The sequence below is a fragment of the Kutzneria sp. 744 genome (assembly GCF_000568255.1).
In the GTDB taxonomy this organism is placed as follows: Bacteria; Actinomycetota; Actinomycetes; order Mycobacteriales; family Pseudonocardiaceae; genus Kutzneria.
This window is the reverse complement of sequence record NZ_KK037166.1, coordinates 11,556,790-11,577,525: the sequence shown is the minus strand read 5'-3', so window position 1 is coordinate 11,577,525 and position 20,736 is coordinate 11,556,790. Positions and strand designations below refer to the sequence as shown.

Sequence of the window (20,736 nt, the reverse complement as noted above, 5' to 3'; positions counted from 1 at the left end):
ATCGCCGCAGGTCTAACCGACCCCGACACCGCCACCGCTTCTCATACCAGCGTTCACACCCCACGACCGCAGTCGCTGGCCGGCGGCAGCGCCGGAGTTGCCCTGCTGCACATCGAACGCGCCCTCGCCCAGCCCGACCGGTGGGCCACGGCGCACACCTGGCTGTCGGCCGCCACACGCGGCGACCTCAACGGCGGCCCCGGCGCGTGCCTGTTCTTCGGCGTGCCCGCGCTGGCGTTCCTCACCCACGCGGCGGCCGAGGCCACCGGCGGCTACCAGCGCGCCTTGGCCCAGCTGGATATTGCGACCCAGCAGATCACTCGGGTCCGGCTCGCGGCGGCACATGCCCGTATCGATCGTGGCGAGCGCCCGGTGCTGGCGGAGTTCGACCTGATCCGCGGCCTGACCGGGCTGGGTGCCTACCACCTGCTTCACGCGCCCGAGCACCCGGTGACCGCCGACGTGCTGGCCTACCTCGTCCGGCTCACCACGCCCCTGCCTAGCCGTGACGAGTTGCCGGGGTGGTGGACCGAGTACGGTCCCACCGGCCAGCCACCGGCCGACTATCCCGGCGGGCACGGCAACTTCGGCATGGCGCACGGCATCGCCGGCCCGCTCGCCCTGCTCGCGCTCGGGCTGCGCGCCGGCATCGCCGTCGACGGGCAGGCTGAGGCAATCGCCCGCATCTGCGCCTGGCTGGACGCCTGGCAGCGCCACCACCCGACCGGTCCGTGGTGGCCGCGCACGATCACCTTGTCCGAAGTGCATTCCGGGCGGTGCGACCAGCCGGGACCGGCTCAGCCGTCGTGGTGCTACGGCACGCCCGGCATCGCCCGCGCCCAGCAGCTCGCCGCGCTGTCCACCGGCGACACCGCTCGCCAGCACACCGCCGAGGCGGCGCTGCTGGGCTGCCTGACCGACCCGGTCCAGCTCGCCCAGATCATCGACCCGAGCCTCTGCCACGGTGCCGCCGGGCTGCTGCACACCACCTGCCGCGTTGCCGCCGACGCGGCAACCAACGATCTCGCCGACCACCTACCCACACTCGCGGCCTTGCTACGTGACCAGGTGACGATCGCGCCGCGCAACAGCGAACTGCTCGAAGGCAGCACCGGCGCCGCACTTGCCCTACACACGGCGGCCACCGGCATGGCCCCGCGCTCGCGTTGGGATTCCTGCCTGTTGCTCGCCTAACCCCGACACCGGGAGAACCCGCATGAACACCGTCCCCGCCGGTCAGCCCCCGGGACCGCCCCCCGCCTGGCAACAGGTCACCGTCGAGTTCACCGACTACACCCACGCCGAACAGATCACCGCCGAACGGCTACAACCGATCATGAAACTGCGTCGCCGGATCGTGGTGGTACATCCGCAAGGCCCCCTGCTGGCGGCTGCGCTACCTGCCCGAACGGTCCGCCACCGAGGCCAGGCTCCGCGACACCGTCATCCAGGCGCTCGAAGGCATGCAAGACGATGGCACCGTCGCCAGCTGGGTCGCGACGATCTACGAGCCCGAAGTCCACGCCTTCGGCGGCACCGACGGCATGGCTACAGCGCACCGCCTGTTCCACCACGACAGCCAGCACATCCTCGCTCGCCCAGCTGGACCCAGCGACCACCGGCGCGAGCACACGATCCTGTTGTGCGGCGTGATGATGCGCGCCGCTGGGCAGGACTGGTACGAGCAGGGCGACGTGTGGGCGCGCGTGGCCGACAACCGGCCGCTGCACCAGCGTCGGCGCGATCAGTTGCAGAGCCTTTTTTCCGGACTACGGCGCCTGCTGAGTGTCGATGCGGGCCCGGGCAGCCCGCTGGCCGCGCCCAAAGGCCAGCTCGCGGACATCGCTGGATGGATCAACACCTTCCACGAGGCGGGCAAGGACCTCGGCGGCTTCAGCCGACGCGGCGAACTCACACGCGGCCTTCGTGCGGTCCTCGCCCACCATGTGATCTTCCACTGGAATCGACTCGGCCTGTCCTACGAGACCCAGAGCGTTCTTGCCGCAGCGGCACGAGATGCGGTGTTCGGATGATGGCGCCGAACGTCAGAACACGGTCTCAGGGGCACCGTCATCTGGTGCGACGGATCATGGCCGCGTACCGCATCAGAGCTGCGAGACGCGCAGTCCGACCGCAGGCGGCGGCACCGTTTGCCAGGTAGGAGGCTCGGTTCCGAGGTGCGCTGCGGAGGCGTCCGCGGCAAGGCGGGCTACCGAGCGGAAGAAGCCTGCGCAGTCGATGGCGTCGGTGAGCCGGAGCGTGGGTGCCGCATTGACGCTCGCAGACGACGCCGGGTCGCGGACTGGGTCTGGCCCGCCACGCCGGCCTGGCCTGGACAGCCCGGCACGACGACGGCGGCCGGCGGCGCCCCCGCCTGCGGCCAGGCCGGGGTGACAGTCCCTGGCGGACGGAGCGGCGGGAATCGCGTTGCCCCACACCGAACTCGCCCACACCAACAACGCAGACTGGGCCACCGCCCGCAGGTGGGCCAAGGCCATGACCGGCGAGGGCGGTGACCGCGAACCCGCAGGTCGCCTGCTTGTACCGGGGTGTCCCGGCGGTGGCGTTCGTGCTCCACGCAGCCGCCCAGCCCGGCTACGCGAACGCCTTGTCCGCGTTGCACAGCCACATCAGCTCCGTTGACTGCACTATCTCGCTGGAGGTAGAGCTGGCGGCCCTAGGGTTCGGCGGAAGCTGGACGAGACCGCTGACAAGTACCTCCGCCAGGAGCTGATGCTGGGAAGGCGTCAGTTCGCAAGGCAAGGGGCCGTCATCGAGGGGGCGACCCCGTTGACGCCGTACCTCGTGGTTGACCAGGCTGGCGCGGAGATCGCGCCGGTCAACCGCTACCTGCGCGACCGGATGCTAGGCGACGTCAGCCCGTTGACGTGCCGCAGCTACGCCCATGACCTGCTGCGCTGGTTCCGGCTGCTGTGGCTACTGGAAGTCGCATGGGACAGGGCGACTGAGGCCGAGACGGCCGTGCTGGTGGGCTGGCTGCGCAACGCCGTCACGTCCTGCGTACCTCACCTCGGCCAGACGCTGGGCACTGATCCGCGGCGTACAGCCGACGAACTGCAGTGGCCACAGCGAGGCGCCGAACGCCGCCAGACGACACGGCGACTACACCCCTCATCGGCGGTCAGTCACCCGGACGGCGAGACCACAACCCAGCACGTGGTGTCCTGAAACGACTCCGGCGACAGCAGGCTGGGCTTGAACAAGACCGGCGCGCCATGCGCGCCCGATTCCCCGGCGGCAGGATCCGGACCATCAAGCTTCGCCGCATCCGCCTCGTCATCCACCTGGCCAGGGTCTGCCGGTTCGGCCTGCTGATGCCACACCTGGTCCCCCAGCACATGCCAGAGGCCGCCGACCAGCGGACTGATCTCCCGATAGACGGCCGCCCCGGCCAAGTCCACGGTCATCTTGTCCTCAGACACCAGATCCCAACGCGTGCTCACCCCCACATCCTGGCATCCGACGCCCCATTGGGCCCGCGCACCGAGAGCAGGCATTACGCCGAGATCGCGCCGAGGCCGCAGGCCTCTCATCCGGCGCGCCGCGGGTCCGCGACGCTTCGCCGCTGGGGAGGTGACGACACGCCGTAGCGCTTCACGATCGGATCACCCACACGCCGCTCAGGTAGCCCCTCCGTGTTGCTCAGCAGGTACTATCCACCGGGACTCCGCCATCCGGGCTACGGTCGCGCTGACGACGTTCGACCGGTGCTGCCGACCGGCCGCGGTCCGGTCCTCGGTTCGACGTCAACCATGGGCACCCGTTCCATGGCTGGCATGCCGGGACGAATCCGTGCAGCGCCGGCACCGGCAACAACCCGCGTGGACGTCGCGGCGGCGGTCGCGGCCGCAGGCAGTCACGCTGACATCCCACACCTGCGTCCCCAGCGGCCGCACTGCGACGCACGAGGGCGTCGCGCAGCCGGGAAGCCAACCCGCTGGCACGATCAGGCTTGTGTCTGACGTGGCGGTTCCGAAGGACCAGTACGACTCGCTCGAGGCCAGCTCCAGCACCGGCTACCGTGGCTTCCTCCTGACCACCGAACGCGGACGTATTGCTTCACCTGACCACCGAGGGCCCACCGCGATCGGTTTACCGCCGCGGCAGCACCGCCCGCATGCCTGCGACCGGGTTAAACAGGTCGCCCAACCGCTCGACCCGGGCCACGACGTCGTCCGCAGTGAACATCAACTCCCGCGCATGTCGGCAGGAACGCACCTCGTCCCAGGTCACCGGCGTCGACACCGTCGGGTGCTCGCGGCCGCGCAGCGAGTACGGCGCGACTGTGGTCTTGGCCGGGTTGTTCTGGCTCCAGTCGATGAACACCTTCCCGGAGCGCAGCGCCTTGGCCATCTTCGCCGTGACCAGCTTCGGAGTCTCGACGGCCAGCCGCTCGGCCAACGCCTTCGCGTACTGCGAGGGTCGATCAGGAATTCGGGTCCGGATCCCGGCGTAGACCTGCATCCCTTTCGCGCCACTGGTTTTGGCCACTGGCGTGAGCCCGTCGGCGACGAGGACGTCGTACAGGCGCTCAGCGACCCGGGCGCACTCCACGAGACCGACGCCCGGCCCGGGATCCAGGTCCAGCACCAGCCGATCCGGCGCACGGCGGACCGGACCGGGCCCGATCGTCCACTGGGGAACATGCAACTCCAGCGCGGCCAGGTTCGCCGCCCAGACTAGGGACGGCAGGTCGTCGATCAGCGGGTACGTGATGTCGCCCTCGCGGCCACGGGACCCGCTGTGCGGCAGCCGGGCGGTGCGCAGCCACTGTGGGGCGCCCTCGGAGACGTTCTTCTCGAAGAACTGCTGGCCGGCGACGCCGTCAGGGAAGCGGATGAAGGTCACCGGCCGACCCGTCAGGTGCGGCAGCAGGACCGGTGCGATGAGCGTGTAGTACTGGATGACCTGGGCTTTGCTGTAACCGTCGGGATAGAGCGCTTTATCCAAGTTGGACAGTGTGAGTTGTCGTTCTCCCACCTGCACAACGACCTTGGTCCCCCGCGACGCCGACCGCGTGGCCGCGGCCTTGGCTGGCGTCGCGTCCGAAGCCGGTGACGCGGCCGATGACGACGCCCGCCGTCCTGGCGTCGGGACGGTCACCTCGTCCACCGAGCGGTCTTCCCGAACCCCGCGCCAACTGGTGTGGCGCAACCTGCCGGCGCCGCGGGTGAACTGCCGGAACTGGACCTCCCCCACCAACCGGGGCTCGACCCACTGCGCCCGCAGGACGTCCTGGCGTGGCGGTGCGGCGGCGAAGGGCGGCTTGTCCCGCCGCAGCGGCGCCAGCCGCTCCAACAAGGCTCGGCGCTCCGCTTCGCTGAACCCGGTCCCGACATCGCCGATGTACACCAGCTCCCCCGTGGCTGGATCGTGGGCACCCAGGAGCAACCCGCCCAACGATCCAGTGAGCCGGGACTGGCCCGGGCGCCAGCCGCAAACGACCACTTCCTGGGTCTGGATCAACGGGTGCTTCAGCCACGCGTCGGTCCGCTTGCCCGGCGAATATGAGGCTGCCCGGTTCTTGGCCACGAGTCCCTCGTGGCCTTCACTGGCGATGCGATCGAGCAGCTTCTGCGGCGTGAGGCGGTCTGCGGCCAGGTCCTGCGCGGTGATCGCGGGCACCACCGACACCAGGTACGGGTCGGGCATCGGGATGCTGGTCAGCAGCTGCCGGCGCCGGTCGTACGGTTCGCGCAGCAGCAACTGGTCGCCGAGCCGCAGTAGGTCGAACGCGAGGTAGCGCACCGCCACCGGATCCATGAACGGGTCGGTTCCGCGGTGGCGGCGGTAGCGGCCGCGACGCTCCTGCAACAGGCCGAAGTCGACCTGCCCATCCGGGTTGTAGACGACGATCTCCCCATCGAGCACCGCCGCCTGGCCATCCAGTGCGCTGGCGAGCACTCCACGCCGGTCTGGGTCGAGCAGTCCAGCCAGGGCGGGGAACTCCGGCGTGAAGTCGATGCCGTTGCGGCTGGTCAGGACCGTGGTGCCGTCCGGGGCGATGCGCATCGCCGCCCTGTATCCGTCCAGCTTGTACTCGTACGCCCAGCCGGGCCCGGTTGCGAGCCGGCCGCCATCAGGCTTGGCCAGCATCGGCTCGATCCACGGCGGGACACCAGTGTCGGTGCCGTGGGCTGCATGCACCATGCCGGCCTCCCTTCGAGCGAGGCGGCCGTGAGGAGCTCGTCGGGCGCGCGGGCCGCCGCTGACGAAAGTAACCCGTTCGGCCCAGCCTCGCAGGATAGCCGCAGGTCACACGCCTGCTCGAGGCAGTGGAACCCCTGCATCTCCGGTGGGTTTGGCGGTCCCCACACGTCGTGCGCTGGCGGCCCAGGGTGGCGTCGTCAGTTCGAGCTAACCTAGCCAGAGGTGCAGGACGACATGGGGTGTGGTCACCGATGGTCTTTTCGGAGCGCAGTCCTGAACGCACCCCTGCGAAGATCGCGGAGCGGGCGGAGAAGGCCAGAAAAAGCCGAGGCTTGACCTACGAACAGCTTGCGGCCCGTATGGGCTGTTCGGCCTCCACTGCGTGGAAGTACCTCCATGGGAAGTTCCGGTTCACCGAGCGCGGCGCCCTCGAAGCACTCGCCGCGGCGCTGCGTGTCACTGTCGCTGACCTGACCGGGCAGACAGTGTCCAGCGACAGCATGGTCGCCGACGCCATCGCGATCCTGATGCCGATCAGTGCCGCGTTCGCGGAAGCCACCTGGGATGACGTTCCGGATATGGCGCCGCGTTCCGTGTCAGCGTTGGCCAAGGCCGCCTCGGAGGCCAACGCGAGGTGCGCGGACAGCTTGTATTTCCTGGCTGGGACTGACATGTCGGACCTGGTGATCGAGTCGATGGTGCACGCGGTGGCCGGAAGTGGCGAGCAGCAGGCGGCGGCCTTGCGGGTTGTGCACGAGGCTTCGTTGGCCGCCGCTGGTATCGCGCGCAGCCTCAACAACCCGGACCTCGCCCTCACGGCAGCAACTCGAGCGCATGACGCCGCGATCCGACTAGAGGACCCGGCACTCGCGGCTTTTGCCAACATGACACGGGTCGGCACGCTCTCCCGCATTCCTGCCAGGGGCGCGGCAACGCGGACAGCTGACAAAGCGATCGCCGCCGTCGAGCGATTCGCAGACCCCAGTGCCGAGGACCCACGGGCCGCCGAGGCGTTGGGAATGCTGCACCTGTCTCGAGCGCACATCGCCGCCAAGAACAAGGACGGCAGCACTGCTCGGGACCACTGGAGCGCGGCGCGGGAATTGGCGCAGCACACCGGTGAGCGCAACACCCTCTGGTACAGCTTCGGGCCGGCCAATGTCCGGGCATGGGAACTCGGTGGCGCCGTCGAGCTCGGCAACGGTGTCGAAGTAGCGGAACGCATCGAGGCCATACCCGGGTACGCCCAGGCCCTCTACGCGGCTGACCGGAAAGGCGCGCTGCACTTCGACCTTGCCAAGGCCTACGCCAGCGCTGTCAACGGCACGCGTGACCTGGCCGCCATCCGTCACTTTGACCTGGCGGTTCAGGCCGCTCCGCAGCGGATCCGGCTCGACCCGACCGCCTCGGAACTTCTGGATGTTCTGGATGAGCGGGCGCCGGTGTCGTCCTTCGCGCTGAGCAGCCTGAAGAGTCGTCTCAGGCCCAGCTAAGAGACTTTTCCCAATTGGAAAAATTTCTACCCGAATCTCCGCTAGGGTTGCGCACTGTGACCGACCGTGCGCGACACGTTTGGGGGTGCTCTCGGTGAGCAACGGACATATTCGCTAGCAAGCGCACAGCCTATTCTGCCTCTCACACGCCACCCTTCAGGGTCGCGTGACGGCTTAGACGCGCTTTTTTCGGGTCTACAGTAGCGTTGTACCCCCATTTTCGAGGACGAACATGAAACCCTCACCACCGAGCATGAAAACCAGACCGACACCAGCGGTCGATATCAACATGCCTAGCGCTGCGCGAGTCTACGACTACTGGTTGGGTGGTGCGCACAACTTTGAGGTCGATCGCGACCTGGCGGCCAAGGTGGAGAAGGACGCGCCGACCGCGCCGCTGTTCGCGGTCTTGAACCGACGGTTCGTGAGTCGCGCCGTCAAGCACATGGTCTCCCTTGGCATCACCCAGTTCCTCGACCTGGGGTCGGGTTTGCCCACGGCTGGCAACGTGCATGAGATCGCGCAATGGTTCGACCCGACGTGTCGCGTGGTCTATGTGGACAAGGACCCGATATCGACGTCCTTCGCCGACCTCTTCTTGCGCAACGCCCAGCTGCCCAATGTCGGATTCGTGTTGGGCTGGCTTCAGGACGTGGATGCGATTCTGTCCAGCGACGACGTGCAGCGGCTTATCGACCGCTCCCAGCCGCTTGGCTTGATCATGACCGCAGTCCTGCACTTCGTTCCCAACAGCGACGATCCGGCCGGCATCATCGCCCAGTACCGTGACGCGCTCGCTGGCGGCAGTCGTTTCGCGTTCTCCCACGTGCTCGCCGACATCCACGGCACCACGAAGGCAGCACGGCACTACAAGGCCAGTCAAGACCCGGCCCACCTGCGCTCGTACGCCGAGATCGAGGAGCTGGCGCACGTGTTCGGCCCGCTGGATGAGCCTGGTCTGGTCTACACCCCGAGCTGGTGCCCGGAAAACCCGATGGACGGCGACAAGGACCCCAGTGTCGGACTCGCTCTGGGCGCAGTGGCCGCGAAGTGCACGGCGGCGGCGACATGACTGCAGAGCGGCCACAGCCGCTGCGCCGCGCCGGCAGCCGGGCACGGACCACGGCAGACGAGGCCGCCCTTCAGCGCGCCGTCGCCACGTTCACACAACGCATGGCCCAGCCGATCGACTTCACCGTCAACCTCGTCGCCGCCACGCTGGACCTTACGGTTTGCGACGCCGAGAACGTCGTCGCCGCCCTGCTCGACAGCCGGCTCGCCGAAGAACGCGGCCCAGACCGATACGTGATCGCGGCAGGCGTCGACGTCGACGCCTTCCCCACACCCGAGGACCTTCAGCGGTGCAACGCCTGGCGGGTGCGTGAGGCCGCGCTCGCCGACCGCGTGCTCAATCCACACTCCCTGCGGCTGTCCGCCGTGTATCAGGACCTGCACGTCCAGGTGCCTGCCGTCGACGAGGTCAGGGCATGGTTCCGGCCACGCAGGCGGGAACTGCTGGACCTGCTGCACTCACTGGTGGCCACGATCCCCGGCACGGGCGCCGGTGTCCGGCGCACCGGCACCACCGCGCTTGCGGTGGCGCTGACCGAAGCCCTGTGGGGTTTGTGCCGCGCTGCCGGCGCGATCGAGGATGCCGATGCCGCGCTGGGACTCGGCTTGCAGGCGGTCCCCCAGGCCGACGCCCGCACTGCCGCGGTCCTTCGCGCCCGCCTCGCCAGCGTGTTGGCCGACCGCGGCCGCGTGGAGGCCGCGGTCGACGAACTCGACGCCGCCGTCGGGTTCGCCCGAGACGCCGGTGACCTGCGGGTCACCGGTCTGGTCCTCGCGACCCGGGGCCGCGTGCTTGCACTCGCCGGCAAGGCCGCCGCTGCGGTTGAAGATCTGCGAGCAGGGCTCACGATCGCGCAGGGCCGCGGCGACACCCGGGTCGTGGGAAAGCTTGAACTCGCGTTGGGTTCGGCACTGCGGGATCTGTCGGCGACAGACGTGGCCGCGGTGCATCTCACGGTGGCGACCGGGCTGCTCGCCGCGTTCGGGGACGATGTCGGGCAGGCCCGAGCCGAGGTTGCATTGGCCTCCGTGCTGACAACGCAAGGCCGACCGGCCCAAGCGCTGAGGCTTCTCGAAATCGCGCTGCGTGTGCTGCGCCGCCACGGAAACCCCGCCTACCTCGCGGACGCCTGCCATCAGCGGTGCCTAGCTCTGCTGGCTGATGGTTGCCGGCCCGAGGAGGTGAGAGCCGCGGGTGCGGAAGCGGTCCAGTGCTACCGCACGGTCGGGCGCCACGACCTCGCCGACGCCCTGCAGCTGCACATGGCGACGGCCATCGACAGCGGGTGAATCCGCGCCTGGCGCTGCGCGGAGCCCCGGGTGCCCTCGAGCGCGTGGCGACCGACGCGCGGGCGCCGACGATCAACCTGACCGACAACCACCTCCCACCACCTGGCCGGGCGTTCATCGCGTCTGCCCGCTCCGCCGATCCGAGGACTGCACGTGCGTCTGACCCCCTACACCGAACCGGCTCAACCCGACCGCGCCAACCTCGACGTCGTCGAGGGGGGCGACTCGTGGGTCGTCGTCGCCGACGGCGTCACCCCCAAGCCTGGTCGGTCCGGCTGCAAGCACGGAACCCAGTGGTACACCACGGCCTTGGTGTCCGCGCTCGCTGCCAGGCTGCGGGCCGCCCCGGACAGTGGGCTTCCCGACCTGGCCCGGGCGGCCATCACGGAGGTCGCCGACTCCCACCGCGACAGCTGCGACCTCACTCACCCCCAGCATCCATCGGCGATGCTCGCGGTCCTGCGTGAACACGACGCCGACCTGGACTATCTGGTGATCGGCGACGTGCTGGTGCTGATCGAGGCCGACGACGCGGTCCGCACCATCACCGACAGCCGGCCCGACGCACTGCCCCACTTCGCGCCGGCGTTCGTGCAGAGCCGGCGCAACGCGCCCGGCGGGTTCGTGGTCGCGGCCGCCGATCCCGATGTCGTGGACCTCGCGGTGTACGGCAGGGTGCCGCGGGCGATGGTGGCGCGCGCGGCCGTGACCAGCGACGGCGGTGCCCGGCTCAGCGACCGGTTCGGACAGCTTGATCACGCCCAACTGCTCGACCTCATCGAGTTCGCGGGCCCCGCCCGGGTGGTGCAGCGGATCCGCGACGCCGAGCGGGACGAGACCGCGGCCGAGCTGGCACGCCGTCGTGGCAAACAGCGCGATGACGCCACGGTCGTGATGGTGGAACTGCTCGACCTCTACACGGCCGACACCGAGCACCTGCTCGACCGTGCCGCAGGCCTGATCAGGCGGTTGCGGGAGGCGATGGACCTGGAAGTGTGGTGCGGGGATGGTCGTCCGAATTGGTGCGAGTCCATCACGCGCTGGCCGATCGCGGCGAGCCCGCGGCGCCGTGGCCCAGTATCGACGGACGCCTACCTGCTCGCTGTGCTCGTTCGCGGGGTGTGCGCGGGCACGCTGGGCCGGCCCGCGCTGACGGTGCCGGCGTGGACATCTCTGGCCGGCGTTCCCACCACCTGGAGCAGCGCTACAGCGCGCATCTGACCGCGTTGTCGGCCGCACGGCTGACCACCATCCACGCTCGGCTCGTCGAGGAGTTCGCCGATCAGGTTCGCGCAGACCCCGACGACGCGACCGCCGGCGTGGTGATCAAACAGGTCGCGCAGAGCTACCTGCTCGTCGTGCGGCAACCACCGTATGGCCGCCGGCCGTCGTCGACCGACGAGTCGTTGCTCAATCGGATCGCGGCCCAGCGCGCTCGCTGCACCGGCGAGGACCCCCGCGCTGTTGCCCAGCGCCTGGCCCCGGTGGTGGGTACCTTCGCCGCGGACCAGCGCGCCGCTGTCGACGCCGCACTCAGCCGTGGGTTCGAAACGCGCCTGCTCGGAGCTGGCACACAGATCGTCGACGAGCACACCCGTCACGCACTGCTCCCGGCGGCGAGCACGGCGCAGCAGCAACGCCTGGAGGCGGAGGTGCTGCTCGCACTCGGGCAGGCGCTGAGCGAGCCGCGCGGCGTCCGCCTGGCCGGGCGCAGTGTGGTGCCCCGGATCCACCTGCACGGCGACGGCCGGATCGACCTGGTCCTCTCGCAGCATCTCGGCGCCGAGTTCCTGCGGGCGTTGCTTCCCCGCGTTGACCGCGACCAGGTGATCGGCGCTGCGGGGGTGCGCGTGCGGCCGACGACCATGACCATCGGAGTGCGCCTGTGCCTGGCGGACGACAGCAACGCGACGGTCCACGTGCACGGCATCGGGCAGACAATCCTGCGTAAGGCCACCGCGGACATGGCCGGGCGACCCGGTTCGCTCGTCGACCCCGACCACACGAACCGCCCCCTGCTCGCGCCGGAGCGCGACGCGATCGCGAATCCGCACGACGCGGATCTCAGCGCGCTGCTGCGCAGAGTCCACATCCTCGGCAAGGCCACCAGCATGGCGATCAGCGGCGGCTCCCCCGGCGTGGCTGTGTCCTGGCGAGATGGTCGCGACGCACCCACGGTGGCATGCGAACTGGTCCACCCCCTCACGGGCCTGGCCGGCGACCAGTTCCACGTCACGTGGGACATGCAGCACGACAAGCGCGGCGCCGTAACCGTGAGCGCCGCCAGCGCGGCCGGGCTGATCACGCTGCGCCGCGAGAACGGACGCGTGGCCGCATCCCGCCAGCTGGCCTCACCGGACACGGCAGTCCCGCTCGCCCCGGCCCGACCCTGACGGAGAAGTGGCGATGCCCACCGGAGAGAAGAACAAGGCGGGCGCGCAGACGACGCGGCGTCGTCGTGAACGGTCTCCACCGAGTCCGTCCCGAGTCGTTGTGGCCTGAACGTGACTCGTGCGTGCTGAGGCTGGTCGCTGGGGGTTCCAGCTCGAAGCGGTCGACGGCACAGCAGCAGTGCAGGCAGCGACAGCTGCCGACACGGATCCGACCGTCCCGTCGAGAGAACCGACCCATCATGAGCGATACGCGACCACTTCCGCATGTGGAAGACAGCTTCTATCTGTTGGCGCACTGGGAAGACACGGGGCGGCCGCGCCTGAGCAGGCCGGCTTTGGGTGTCGGGTTGGCCGGTGCGATGCTGGGCGAGTTGTTGGTGCACAAGCATATCCGGATCGAGGACCACGCGGGCGTGCTCGTTCCTGCAGTGCGCGATCCCCGCCCGCCGGCATGCCCGCTCGCCCACGAGGTGCTCGACCAACTGCAGCACGCCACCGGCCAATCGATCCGGGACTGGCTTGACTTTCTCGCCTTGGATGCCTGTTCCCGGGTCGAGAAGAGGCTGGTCAGGGCCGACGTCGTCCGGGAAGTGGAGACCGGCCTTCTGCGGCGCCACCGGGTGTACCAGCCGTTCGATCCCAACGAGAGCTATCTCGTCACCATCCGCGTCTCCGGCCTGGCCAACCGATGGGAACAGCCCGCGCCGTCGGACGCGTTGCTGCTCGGGCTCGCCGCGGAGACCGCGCTACATCGGGTTCTCATCCAGGACGTGCGGCACCGCGATGCCTACCTCGGCTGGGTGCGCGCGAACCTTCCGCCCGCCATGACATGCCTGATCGACGAAGTCCGCGCGCTCATCGGCGCGGTGGCGCTCAACCGAGCGCGCTGACCCCTGTCCGTCCCCCGGCGAGGTCTGCCGAGGACTGTCCATCGTGGAGGACGACGCTATGACACGCTCATCCCCCGCTCGCGCCAAGAACATGACGTTCGCGTTGGCCGCGGGCAAGCTTGGCACGCTGCGGATCCTGCAGATCGCGGCAAGTGCTGCGGCCTTCCTGGTCGTCGTCGGCGGCATCATCCCCTCCGGCTACGCCAACACCGGTGTGCTCGGCATCCCGATCGCGTTCGTTCTCGTCGGCATGGTGCTGTTGGTGTTCTGCGTCGGCTACAACGCCATGTCCCGCCAGATCACCAACGCCGGCGCCCTGTACGCCTTCATCTCCGCCGGCCTGGGCCCGAAGGCCGGCGTGGCCGCCGCGTACGTGGCGTGGCTGGCGTACAACTTTTTCCAGGTCTCCGCCTACGGCCTCGCCGGCGCGGTCGCCCAGTCGCTGCTCAACCCACTGCTGGGAGTGAACTGGGCCTGGTGGGCCTACGCCGCCGGGTGCTGTGGCCTGGTCGCCGTGCTCGGCCTGCTCAAGATCGAGATGAACGCCTCGGTCCTCGGCGTGCTGATGCTCGCCGAGGTCACGCTGATCATCGTGTTCGCCGTGGCCGGTCTGACCCACCCCGCCGGCGGGGTGATCTCCCTGACGACGTTGTCGCCACACGCCCTGCACGGCGGCGGCATCTGGCCCGCGTTGATCATCGCGATCACCGGGTACACCGGGTTCGAGGGTGCCGCCTACTACGCGGAGGAGGCCCGCGACCGGGAGCGGACCGTGCCGGCAGCGACCTATCTGTGTGTGGTCGTAAGCATGGCGGTGTACGCGGTGTCGGCGTGGGCGTTGTCCGTGGCCGCGGGCCCGGATCAGATCGTGCGTCGCTCCGGCGCGGACGGCGACGGCAGCGAGCTGGTGTTCAACCTCGCCGGGACGATCCTGGGGCCGGCGTTCGCGAGCGTCGGGCACGTCCTGTTGCTGACCAGCGTGTTCGCCGCCGCGTTGAGTTTCCACAACTCCGTGGCCAGGTACGCGTTCGCGTTGGGCCGCGAAGGGGTTGTGCCGCGCTGGTTCGGCACCGTCACCGCGCGCAGCTGCGCCCCGCTGTGGGGATCGCTGACCCAGTCGATGATCGGGGCGGTCGTGATCGCCGGCTTCGCGATCGGCGGCGGCGACCCGGTCAACGACCTGTTCTACAAGCTGGGCACCACCGGCGGATTCGGGGTGCTCGCGCTGTTGGCCCTCACCAGCGCGGCGATCGCCGCCTACTTCCTCAAGCGCGATGCAGGGAACTGGTGGCGCGGCGTGATCGCGCCGGCGGTGTCCGCGGTGCTGCTGACCATCGCGGGGGCCGGCGCACTGTGGTACTTCCCGATGCTGCTGGGCGTCGAGCCGAACTCGCCGTGGCGCTGGATCCTTCCCGGTCTGCTCCTGTTCGTCGGCCTCGTCGGCCTCGTGCGGGCGGTGGTGCTGTCCAAGACCAACACCGACGTCTACGCCCGGATCGGCCGCGGCAGCGCCACGAGCTCAACCCCCAGCCCGATCGGCGCCCTCCTGGCGCGCGTCGACAGTGAGGACTTCCGATGATCGACTACTCCACCGTGCCCGTCGTGCCCGCCGGGCCAGACGATCTGCGCCATGTCGCCGATGTCATCACGGTCGCCTTCGACTCGTTGGCTCCCACCCGTTGGCTGGTACCCGATGACACCCGGCGCCGGCGAGTCTTCAAAAGCGGCCTACACGGGCCTGCACCTGCCCGGCGCCATGATCGAGATGACCAGTGACCGCGCCGCCGTCGCGGTGTGGCACGAGGTGACGGAGGTGGAGACCCGCCCCGGACGACTACGCCGAGCAGCTGCGTCAGGTGTGCGGTCCCGACGCGCCCCATTTCACCGAACTCGAGGCGACCTTCGCCAAGCACCACCCGAGCGGCGAACACCACCACCTCTCCCACATCGCGACACTGCCCAGCGCGCAGGGCCACGGCGCCGGAGCTGCCCTGCTGCGGCACCACTTTCGGACCTATCCGGCCTGGGATGCCTACCTGGAGGCGGCCAGTCTGCGGTTGACCGCGTTGTACTCCCGGCACGGGTTCGTCGGCCGCGGAACGTTCGTGGTCGGGCACGGGCCGACGTTCTGGCCGATGTGGCGGCCAGCATCCACGGCCCGAGCCACTGATCTCAGCGCCCGGGGCCCGATGATGTCGTTCCCACCGCCGACGGCCTGAACACGCCGCGTCGGAGGCGGGAGGCGTTCGCAGCGGTGAACGCCTCCCGCCTCGTCGTCGACGTCGCGCCCCCGTGGACATGGCAGTCGACCATGGCTCGGGCCGAATCGTGCCCCTTGTCTTGCTCACGCGAGCGGCGGACGCCCACGGCGCGGCTCGACCAACCGCCCTCCTCGGCGGATCGGTCTCAGCTGGAAACAGGAAACCTCTTACACAGCAAGGAAATGCCGGTCACGCTGAGCCTCATGCGACCCCATGATGCCGACACCGAGCACAGCCTGATCACGCTGGTCCACGACACCCTGAACTCGACGAAGCGAACCCTGCGCGCCATCGCGCTGCTCGCCGCCGTCAGCCTGCTCCCGGACCAGGCCACAGGCCTTCTGCACACTGCTACCCAGCTATTCCATCCGTAACCGGCGCTCCGACCACCACAGCCCACCGAGTCGGTTCACGCCGAACGTGGCGGCTTCTCGTGGATGATCGGGCGGAGGGCGTTGCGGGTTCTCGTTTGAAAGTGGTGGAGGACGCCCCGCCTGGGACGAGGCTCCAAACGGGGGTGCTACCGGTGTTCGAGCACGTCCGGCTGCTCTGTGACTGCGTCGCTGCGAGCGTCGGGGCGGACGCGCACTCGCGAGACAATAAAATGGCGGTCGCCCATGCCCTGTGCTCACCGCAGGATCAGCCTGGACCTTGTGACGGGCCGCCGGGCCGCACTCGTGGCCTGGCGGCGAGAACGGAGACCTGGCACAGGGAGTGCACGCGGACATGGGGCGGACAACGCCAGACCTCTCACGAGCAGATTCAGGCCGATACCCCGCTGACGCACCCCGATCGCCGCGGCGCGGTACGTCTCTTTCGACGACTTGGGGCCCGTTCCCTACGATATATCCGCGTGGCAACAGAATCTACGCAGCATTGTGTGTATGCTGACCCACATACGTGCAGAACGTCGCATCCAGATGTCAAAATGCGCGTAGTCATCACCTCAAGGAGACCAACGGCATGGCACAGAAGACCATCGTCCAGCTGATCGACGACCTCGATGGCGGTGAGGCCAACGAGAGCGTGTCCTTCGGGCTCGACGGCGTCGAATACACGATCGACCTGTCCGACGGGAACGCGAAGAAGCTCCGCGAGAACCTGGCTACGTACGTCGAGAAGTCGCAGCGTGTCGGTGGCCGCAAGCAGCGGGGCGGCGCCACCACCGCGGTGAAGGCGGGCGGCGACCGCGCGCAGAACCAGGCCATTCGCGAGTGGGCCCGCAGCCAGGGGGAGAAGATCTCCGACCGCGGCCGCATCCCGGCTGAGTTGGTGGCCAAGTTCCAGGCCGCCCACGGCAGCTGATCCTTTGTGGCGGCCGTGATGCCAACGGAATCACGGCCGCCACAGGTTCCCGACCGCGTTTCACTTTCGTCGACTGGTCGCATAGGGCGACGAAAGTGACGGGGTTGCGTTGGCCTTGGCAGCCGTTCCCACGACGGGCGACGGGCCTCGTCCTGGACCGAGACGGGCTCGACGTGAGACCACGGAAGCCTGGCCGCGCCTCTGACCAAATGCCTACCGCAATGGCATCCGAGATATCCGTTGACTTCGCCAGCCAGCAACACCCGTTGCGGACTGTAAGGTCAGGTGGCGGAATCGTCGAAGATGCTATCGAGATCGGACCAGCGGGCTTGGTCACGTGGTGGCAATGCCCGAGCAGCCGCCGACTGCTCGATTTTGGCCAGCTCCCCACGAGCGGCAGGAACATCACCCCACGCCGTGAGGATCTCGGCGTGAGTGATCCTGGCCCGTGCCTCGTGTAGCTGGTCCCCGTGGTGAAGCACGAGCTCGATGGCCCGTTCGCTGTCGCGGAGCGCGTCGAGGCGTCGGTCCGCGCCGAGGCGGGCCTGGGCGCGCATCGTCAAGGCGGCGGCGGCTTTGCCCAGTAGCCCCGCGGCCTCGTAGTCGGCGATCAGGACGGTCAACCCGTTGTCGGCCTCTCGTAGATCGTCCAGTCCTCGCGGATCACTCTGCAGGAGGCGTTCCCGTCCGCGTAGCACGTGCCAGTTCGCGAGGCGCTTGTCGGCTGTGCGGCGATCCCGTGGCGCGGCCGGGTCGTCGGCCGCCGCGGCCAACGCGCGGGACTCCAGCAGGTAGGGCAACGCCGCGTCCCACTCGCCCGCCTCGGTGTAGTCCTGGCCGATGCGCCCGATCGCGCGCCGCAGGGCATGCGGATCCTGCGAAAGCTGTGCCGCGGCGCGGCGGATGCCGCTCAACAGATCCCGCAGCTCCCGGTCCCCGCGCCATTCGGTGACCACCCACAACGCCGTGCCCAGCCATTCAGTCCACAGTGGCAGGCCCTGATCCAGCGTGGCTTGGCACAGGTGGATCACGATCTGACGCCGTTGCTCGATCCAGTCCAGGGCCTGCGTCGGTGACATCCCGTCGAATGGGGTGTCCGGTTGCGCGTCAGCGCTGTCGGCAGTCGGGGCCGGACCGAGGTCACGGCCGCTGGTTCTGTTGGCCAGCCGCAGGATCGGCTCAAGGTACCGTGCCGCGCGGAGCACCAGTGCGGTCCGCGCGGCGGCCGGGTCGGCGGACTGCGCCATCGCGCGGGCGTGCTCGCGGGCGAGATCACGCACCCGGTACAGGTCGGGTTCGATCTCGTCTGCCAGTCCGGCGATGACCAACGCCTCGAGTGCCCGGTCAACGGTCGTGGCATCGCCGCCGAGGAGCGCCATCGCCAGTCCCCGGGTCAGCTCCGTCAGGTCGCAGGCGCCGATCGCGCGGTAGAGCGGGACGGCGTCCTCGGGGAGCGCGGCATAGGCCTGGTCCATGATCGGCCCCATCTGAGTGGCAAGGCCGGCCGTCAGGTCGAGTCGGTCGGCGATCTGCGACAGCGGAGCATTCGGATGGCGCAGCCCCACGACGCCGGCGACGATCCGCGCGGCCAGCGGCAGTCCGGCGCACCGGGCCACCAGCGCCTGAACGCCCTCCGGATCGCTGGCGACGCGTTGATCACCCAGCATGCGGGACACCAGCTCACGCAGGTGGTCGTCGGTCATCGCACCGACACTGACAGGCGGATGGGGGACACCGGTGCGATCGAGCACCGGGTGATGGCTGGCCACCAGGACCACGCTCCCGGCGGCGCCGGGCAGCAACGCCTCGACACCAGCAATGCCGGGCGGCGGATCGACCGCGACTACGAGTGTGCGAGTCCCGCTGGTGTGGTGACGCCACCACGCCGCTCGATCCCCGATCTCATGCGGGAGCCGGTCGGGATCCAACCCCAGCGCAGTCAGCAGGACGCCCTGGGCGGCGTACAGGCCACTGGTCACGCTGACCACGGCATGGGCCTCGAATTCGCTGGCATGCCGGTGCGCCCAGGCCAACGCCGCGGTGCGCAGTCCGACGCCCGGTGCGCCGGCCACGACTAGGACGCGGCTGCTGGTGGTGCCCCGGTGATAGAGAGCGTCCAGCTCGGCCAGCACACCCTCGCGGTCGACGATAGGCCGCGCAGGCGGCAGCTGCCGCAGTGGACGTTGAGCGGCAAGCGGCGGCGCGCTCACCACGATGACCGAGCCGCCGACGTCTCCGGCCTGCACAACCGTGCCAATGCGTGCGGAATCGACCGTGTTGTCGACCGAGCTGTGTTCCACGGGGGATGGGCGATCACTGCCAGCGACACTGACCGGCAGGTGCGTACGATCCGGCGGCATCACGGGGAGGCGACCTCGGCGCGGCGCGCGTCACTGAGGCAGATCACGCCGAGCACGGTGGCCGTGGTGACTGCCTGAACCCGGTTTTCCGCACCCAGCTTCTCGAACATCCGCCCCACGGTGGTCTTCACAGTGCTGCCACTAAAGCCGAGGTAGTTCGCGATGGCCTCATTGGGCCATCCGTCCGCCATCAGTTGGAGAACCTCGAACTCGCGTGGGGCCAGCGTGGCCGCCTGCGGGCCGACAGTGACCCGGACAATTGGATTCCTCCGCTCCGAGCCTGGTGCAGGGTTGGTGCTCCGGTCCGTCGTGCCCGTGGCGCCGGCGCCGGCCGCCGTCGGCCTGCTCGATCGCATTGTGCTGCCCTTCACGCGTCGTCCCCTCGTCCTACGTTGGTCGGGAAAACAATCCCGTCGTGTGGTATTGGTCATGGTTCGTGCCCGCGCTTCCCGCAGGAACCGACCCCGCACCGGCTATTGCGAATGGTTGTGTTCGCGAAAACGGACCTCGCTGGCACCCGACCCGAAACGCCTCGGGCAACTCTCACCCTTTCCGTTCCTGACGATCCGGCCGTTTGCGCTGGCGCAGGTCCAACCGAAGCCGCCACCGGCCGTTTCCGGCCACAGCCCGTTGTCGGTCGTGGACCACCATCAGACGGTCCCACCGGACACGCCAGCGTCGTTCTTCTCCGGCACCAAGCGGGCCAAGGCCACGGCCGTCATCCCAAACGCCGCCACACCCACGAACGGCACCGCGGCCGGGATGTTGATCGCCGTGTCCATCATGCAGTGGGCCACCATGAGCGGGATCAAGTAGCCGAACCTGCGGTAGAGCATCACCTCGACGACCGCCACGACCGCCACCACGGCCGCCAAAGGGCCAAGCCACAGGTGGTAGGACGCCCGGATCGCCGCCAGAGCAGCAACGCCGCACCAACCCAGAACCTGCCGCGTCTTTGGTGACCACGCCCGATGCTCGGCGACCGTCCGCATGAGCAGTACGGGGATCGCGATCGCGACGATCTCCTCAGCAGCGGCGGCGGTGTAGGCCACGGCCTGCCACCACAGGGGACCAGCGCTGGGATCGGGCACGGTCTGCGTGGCGTCGGTATCCGTGGGTGTGATCCACCACGTCGCGGCATAGGTCAGGGCGAGGTTGGTGAGCAGCATCCCCCAGAAGCCGTAGGCCGTCACACTCAGTTGACGGCTCCAGTCCCCCGTGCGGAGACCGACCTCACGCGCACTCGTCGCCGTTGCGGCGCACGCCAACGCGAGCCCGGACAGCCCGAGGAAGATCAACCGCTCGACCATGTCGAACCCATCGGCGTCAATCGTTGCCGGGAGGAGTTTGTCCAGGGCGTCAGCCAGGTAATCAGGCAGCACGTTCGCCCAGGTGCACAGTTCCCAGGCCGCGATGGCGCAGGCGGTCATCAGCAGCACTGCGCGACCGTGACGCACACGGCTCCGCGCGGCGACCGCGACCGGGGCGGCCGATGCGGCACC

General features: G+C 69.1%; 19 protein-coding genes. 14 read left to right on the top strand and 5 right to left on the bottom strand.

Going from position 1 to position 20,736, the window contains the following annotated elements:
- The 3 genes from KUTG_RS52320 to KUTG_RS62845 all read left to right on the top strand — a co-directional run.
- Positions 1-1,194, top strand: a 1,194-nt coding sequence (locus KUTG_RS52320; protein WP_043727675.1) for a lanthionine synthetase C family protein, incomplete at its 5' end; no start/stop codon positions are given.
- 173 nt (positions 1,195-1,367) lie between these two features.
- A complete protein-coding gene (locus KUTG_RS52315) occupies positions 1,368-2,033 on the top strand; it encodes a thiopeptide-type bacteriocin biosynthesis protein (protein ID WP_084580892.1) in 666 nt (221 codons plus the stop codon).
- A 700-nt stretch (positions 2,034-2,733) separates the two neighbouring features.
- Positions 2,734-3,189: a hypothetical protein gene (locus KUTG_RS62845; RefSeq protein ID WP_198047689.1), complete on the top strand. Its 456-nt coding sequence runs from the start codon at positions 2,734-2,736 to the stop codon at positions 3,187-3,189.
- On the opposite strand, the gene KUTG_RS57735 is transcribed toward KUTG_RS62845, so the two are convergent.
- Both KUTG_RS57735 and ligD read right to left on the bottom strand, forming a co-directional pair.
- Positions 3,147-3,464, bottom strand: coding sequence for a hypothetical protein (locus tag KUTG_RS57735; protein WP_157495467.1), 318 nt, complete (start codon positions 3,462-3,464; stop codon positions 3,147-3,149). The genes KUTG_RS62845 and KUTG_RS57735 overlap by 43 nt on opposite strands.
- Positions 3,465-4,113: 649 nt before the next feature.
- Positions 4,114-6,171, bottom strand: coding sequence for a DNA ligase D (gene ligD / locus KUTG_RS57730; RefSeq protein ID WP_084580888.1), 2,058 nt, complete (start codon positions 6,169-6,171; stop codon positions 4,114-4,116).
- Between the two features lie 251 nt (positions 6,172-6,422).
- On the opposite strand from ligD, the gene KUTG_RS52290 reads away from it, so the two are divergent.
- The 11 genes from KUTG_RS52290 (at position 6,423) to KUTG_RS52245 (ending at position 16,874) form a co-directional block, all read left to right on the top strand.
- On the top strand, positions 6,423-7,664 hold the full coding sequence (locus tag KUTG_RS52290) for a helix-turn-helix domain-containing protein (RefSeq protein ID WP_043727667.1): 1,242 nt from the start codon (positions 6,423-6,425) through the stop codon (positions 7,662-7,664).
- 253 nt (positions 7,665-7,917) lie between these two features.
- Positions 7,918-8,736, top strand: a complete 819-nt coding sequence (locus tag KUTG_RS52285) for an SAM-dependent methyltransferase (protein WP_043727666.1) — start codon at positions 7,918-7,920, stop codon at positions 8,734-8,736.
- A gap of 101 nt (positions 8,737-8,837) precedes the next feature.
- A complete protein-coding gene (locus KUTG_RS52280; protein ID WP_157495466.1) occupies positions 8,838-10,025 on the top strand; it encodes a coiled-coil domain-containing protein in 1,188 nt (395 codons plus the stop codon).
- Between the two features lie 153 nt (positions 10,026-10,178).
- The gene (locus KUTG_RS52275) at positions 10,179-11,246 is read left to right on the top strand and encodes a hypothetical protein (protein WP_052396484.1); all 1,068 of its coding nucleotides are present in this window, start codon (positions 10,179-10,181) and stop codon (positions 11,244-11,246) included.
- The gene (locus KUTG_RS62840; RefSeq protein WP_043727663.1) at positions 11,189-12,418 is read left to right on the top strand and encodes a hypothetical protein; all 1,230 of its coding nucleotides are present in this window, start codon (positions 11,189-11,191) and stop codon (positions 12,416-12,418) included. The genes KUTG_RS52275 and KUTG_RS62840 overlap by 58 nt, the downstream gene beginning before the upstream one ends.
- A gap of 266 nt (positions 12,419-12,684) precedes the next feature.
- On the top strand, positions 12,685-13,308 hold the full coding sequence (locus tag KUTG_RS62835; protein WP_052396483.1) for a GOLPH3/VPS74 family protein: 624 nt from the start codon (positions 12,685-12,687) through the stop codon (positions 13,306-13,308).
- 58 nt (positions 13,309-13,366) lie between these two features.
- On the top strand, positions 13,367-14,887 hold the full coding sequence (locus KUTG_RS52260; protein WP_043727660.1) for an APC family permease: 1,521 nt from the start codon (positions 13,367-13,369) through the stop codon (positions 14,885-14,887).
- On the top strand, positions 14,884-15,084 hold the full coding sequence (locus KUTG_RS60310) for a hypothetical protein (protein ID WP_157495464.1): 201 nt from the start codon (positions 14,884-14,886) through the stop codon (positions 15,082-15,084). The genes KUTG_RS52260 and KUTG_RS60310 overlap by 4 nt, the downstream gene beginning before the upstream one ends.
- An 80-nt stretch (positions 15,085-15,164) precedes the next feature.
- Entirely contained in the window at positions 15,165-15,527 is a 363-nt protein-coding gene (locus KUTG_RS52255; RefSeq protein ID WP_052396481.1) for a GNAT family N-acetyltransferase, read from the top strand.
- Positions 15,528-15,751: 224 nt separating this feature from the next.
- Positions 15,752-15,943, top strand: coding sequence for a hypothetical protein (locus tag KUTG_RS52250; RefSeq protein ID WP_043727658.1), 192 nt, complete (start codon positions 15,752-15,754; stop codon positions 15,941-15,943).
- A 589-nt stretch (positions 15,944-16,532) separates the two neighbouring features.
- Positions 16,533-16,874, top strand: coding sequence for a histone-like nucleoid-structuring protein Lsr2 (locus tag KUTG_RS52245; RefSeq protein WP_043727657.1), 342 nt, complete (start codon positions 16,533-16,535; stop codon positions 16,872-16,874).
- 281 nt (positions 16,875-17,155) lie between these two features.
- On the opposite strand, the gene KUTG_RS52240 is transcribed toward KUTG_RS52245, so the two are convergent.
- The 3 genes from KUTG_RS52240 to KUTG_RS52230 form a co-directional block, all read right to left on the bottom strand.
- On the bottom strand, positions 17,156-19,237 hold the full coding sequence (locus tag KUTG_RS52240) for a hypothetical protein (protein WP_198047688.1): 2,082 nt from the start codon (positions 19,235-19,237) through the stop codon (positions 17,156-17,158).
- Positions 19,234-19,590 (bottom strand): helix-turn-helix domain-containing protein, encoded by a 357-nt coding sequence (locus KUTG_RS65630; RefSeq protein ID WP_255361063.1) that lies wholly within the window; start codon positions 19,588-19,590, stop codon positions 19,234-19,236. The genes KUTG_RS52240 and KUTG_RS65630 overlap by 4 nt, the downstream gene beginning before the upstream one ends.
- A 294-nt stretch (positions 19,591-19,884) precedes the next feature.
- Positions 19,885-20,673: a CPBP family glutamic-type intramembrane protease gene (locus KUTG_RS52230; RefSeq protein ID WP_043727652.1), complete on the bottom strand. Its 789-nt coding sequence runs from the start codon at positions 20,671-20,673 to the stop codon at positions 19,885-19,887.
- Positions 20,674-20,736: the final 63 nt, after the last annotated feature.

Excerpts from the sequence above, each read along its gene's own strand:
- KUTG_RS62845 (WP_198047689.1), top strand. The coding sequence starts at position 2,734 with ATGCTGGGAAGGCGTCAGTTCGCAAGGCAAGGGGCCGTCATCGAGGGG.
- ligD (WP_084580888.1), bottom strand. The coding sequence starts at position 6,171 with ATGGTGCATGCAGCCCACGGCACCGACACTGGTGTCCCGCCGTGGATC.
- KUTG_RS52290 (WP_043727667.1), top strand. The coding sequence starts at position 6,423 with ATGGTCTTTTCGGAGCGCAGTCCTGAACGCACCCCTGCGAAGATCGCG.
- KUTG_RS52285 (WP_043727666.1), top strand. The coding sequence starts at position 7,918 with ATGAAAACCAGACCGACACCAGCGGTCGATATCAACATGCCTAGCGCT.
- KUTG_RS52280 (WP_157495466.1), top strand. The coding sequence starts at position 8,838 with ATGGCCCAGCCGATCGACTTCACCGTCAACCTCGTCGCCGCCACGCTG.
- KUTG_RS52260 (WP_043727660.1), top strand. The coding sequence starts at position 13,367 with ATGACACGCTCATCCCCCGCTCGCGCCAAGAACATGACGTTCGCGTTG.
- KUTG_RS60310 (WP_157495464.1), top strand. The coding sequence starts at position 14,884 with ATGATCGACTACTCCACCGTGCCCGTCGTGCCCGCCGGGCCAGACGAT.
- KUTG_RS52250 (WP_043727658.1), top strand. The coding sequence starts at position 15,752 with ATGCCGGTCACGCTGAGCCTCATGCGACCCCATGATGCCGACACCGAG.
- KUTG_RS52245 (WP_043727657.1), top strand. The coding sequence starts at position 16,533 with ATGGCACAGAAGACCATCGTCCAGCTGATCGACGACCTCGATGGCGGT.
- KUTG_RS65630 (WP_255361063.1), bottom strand. The coding sequence starts at position 19,590 with ATGCGATCGAGCAGGCCGACGGCGGCCGGCGCCGGCGCCACGGGCACG.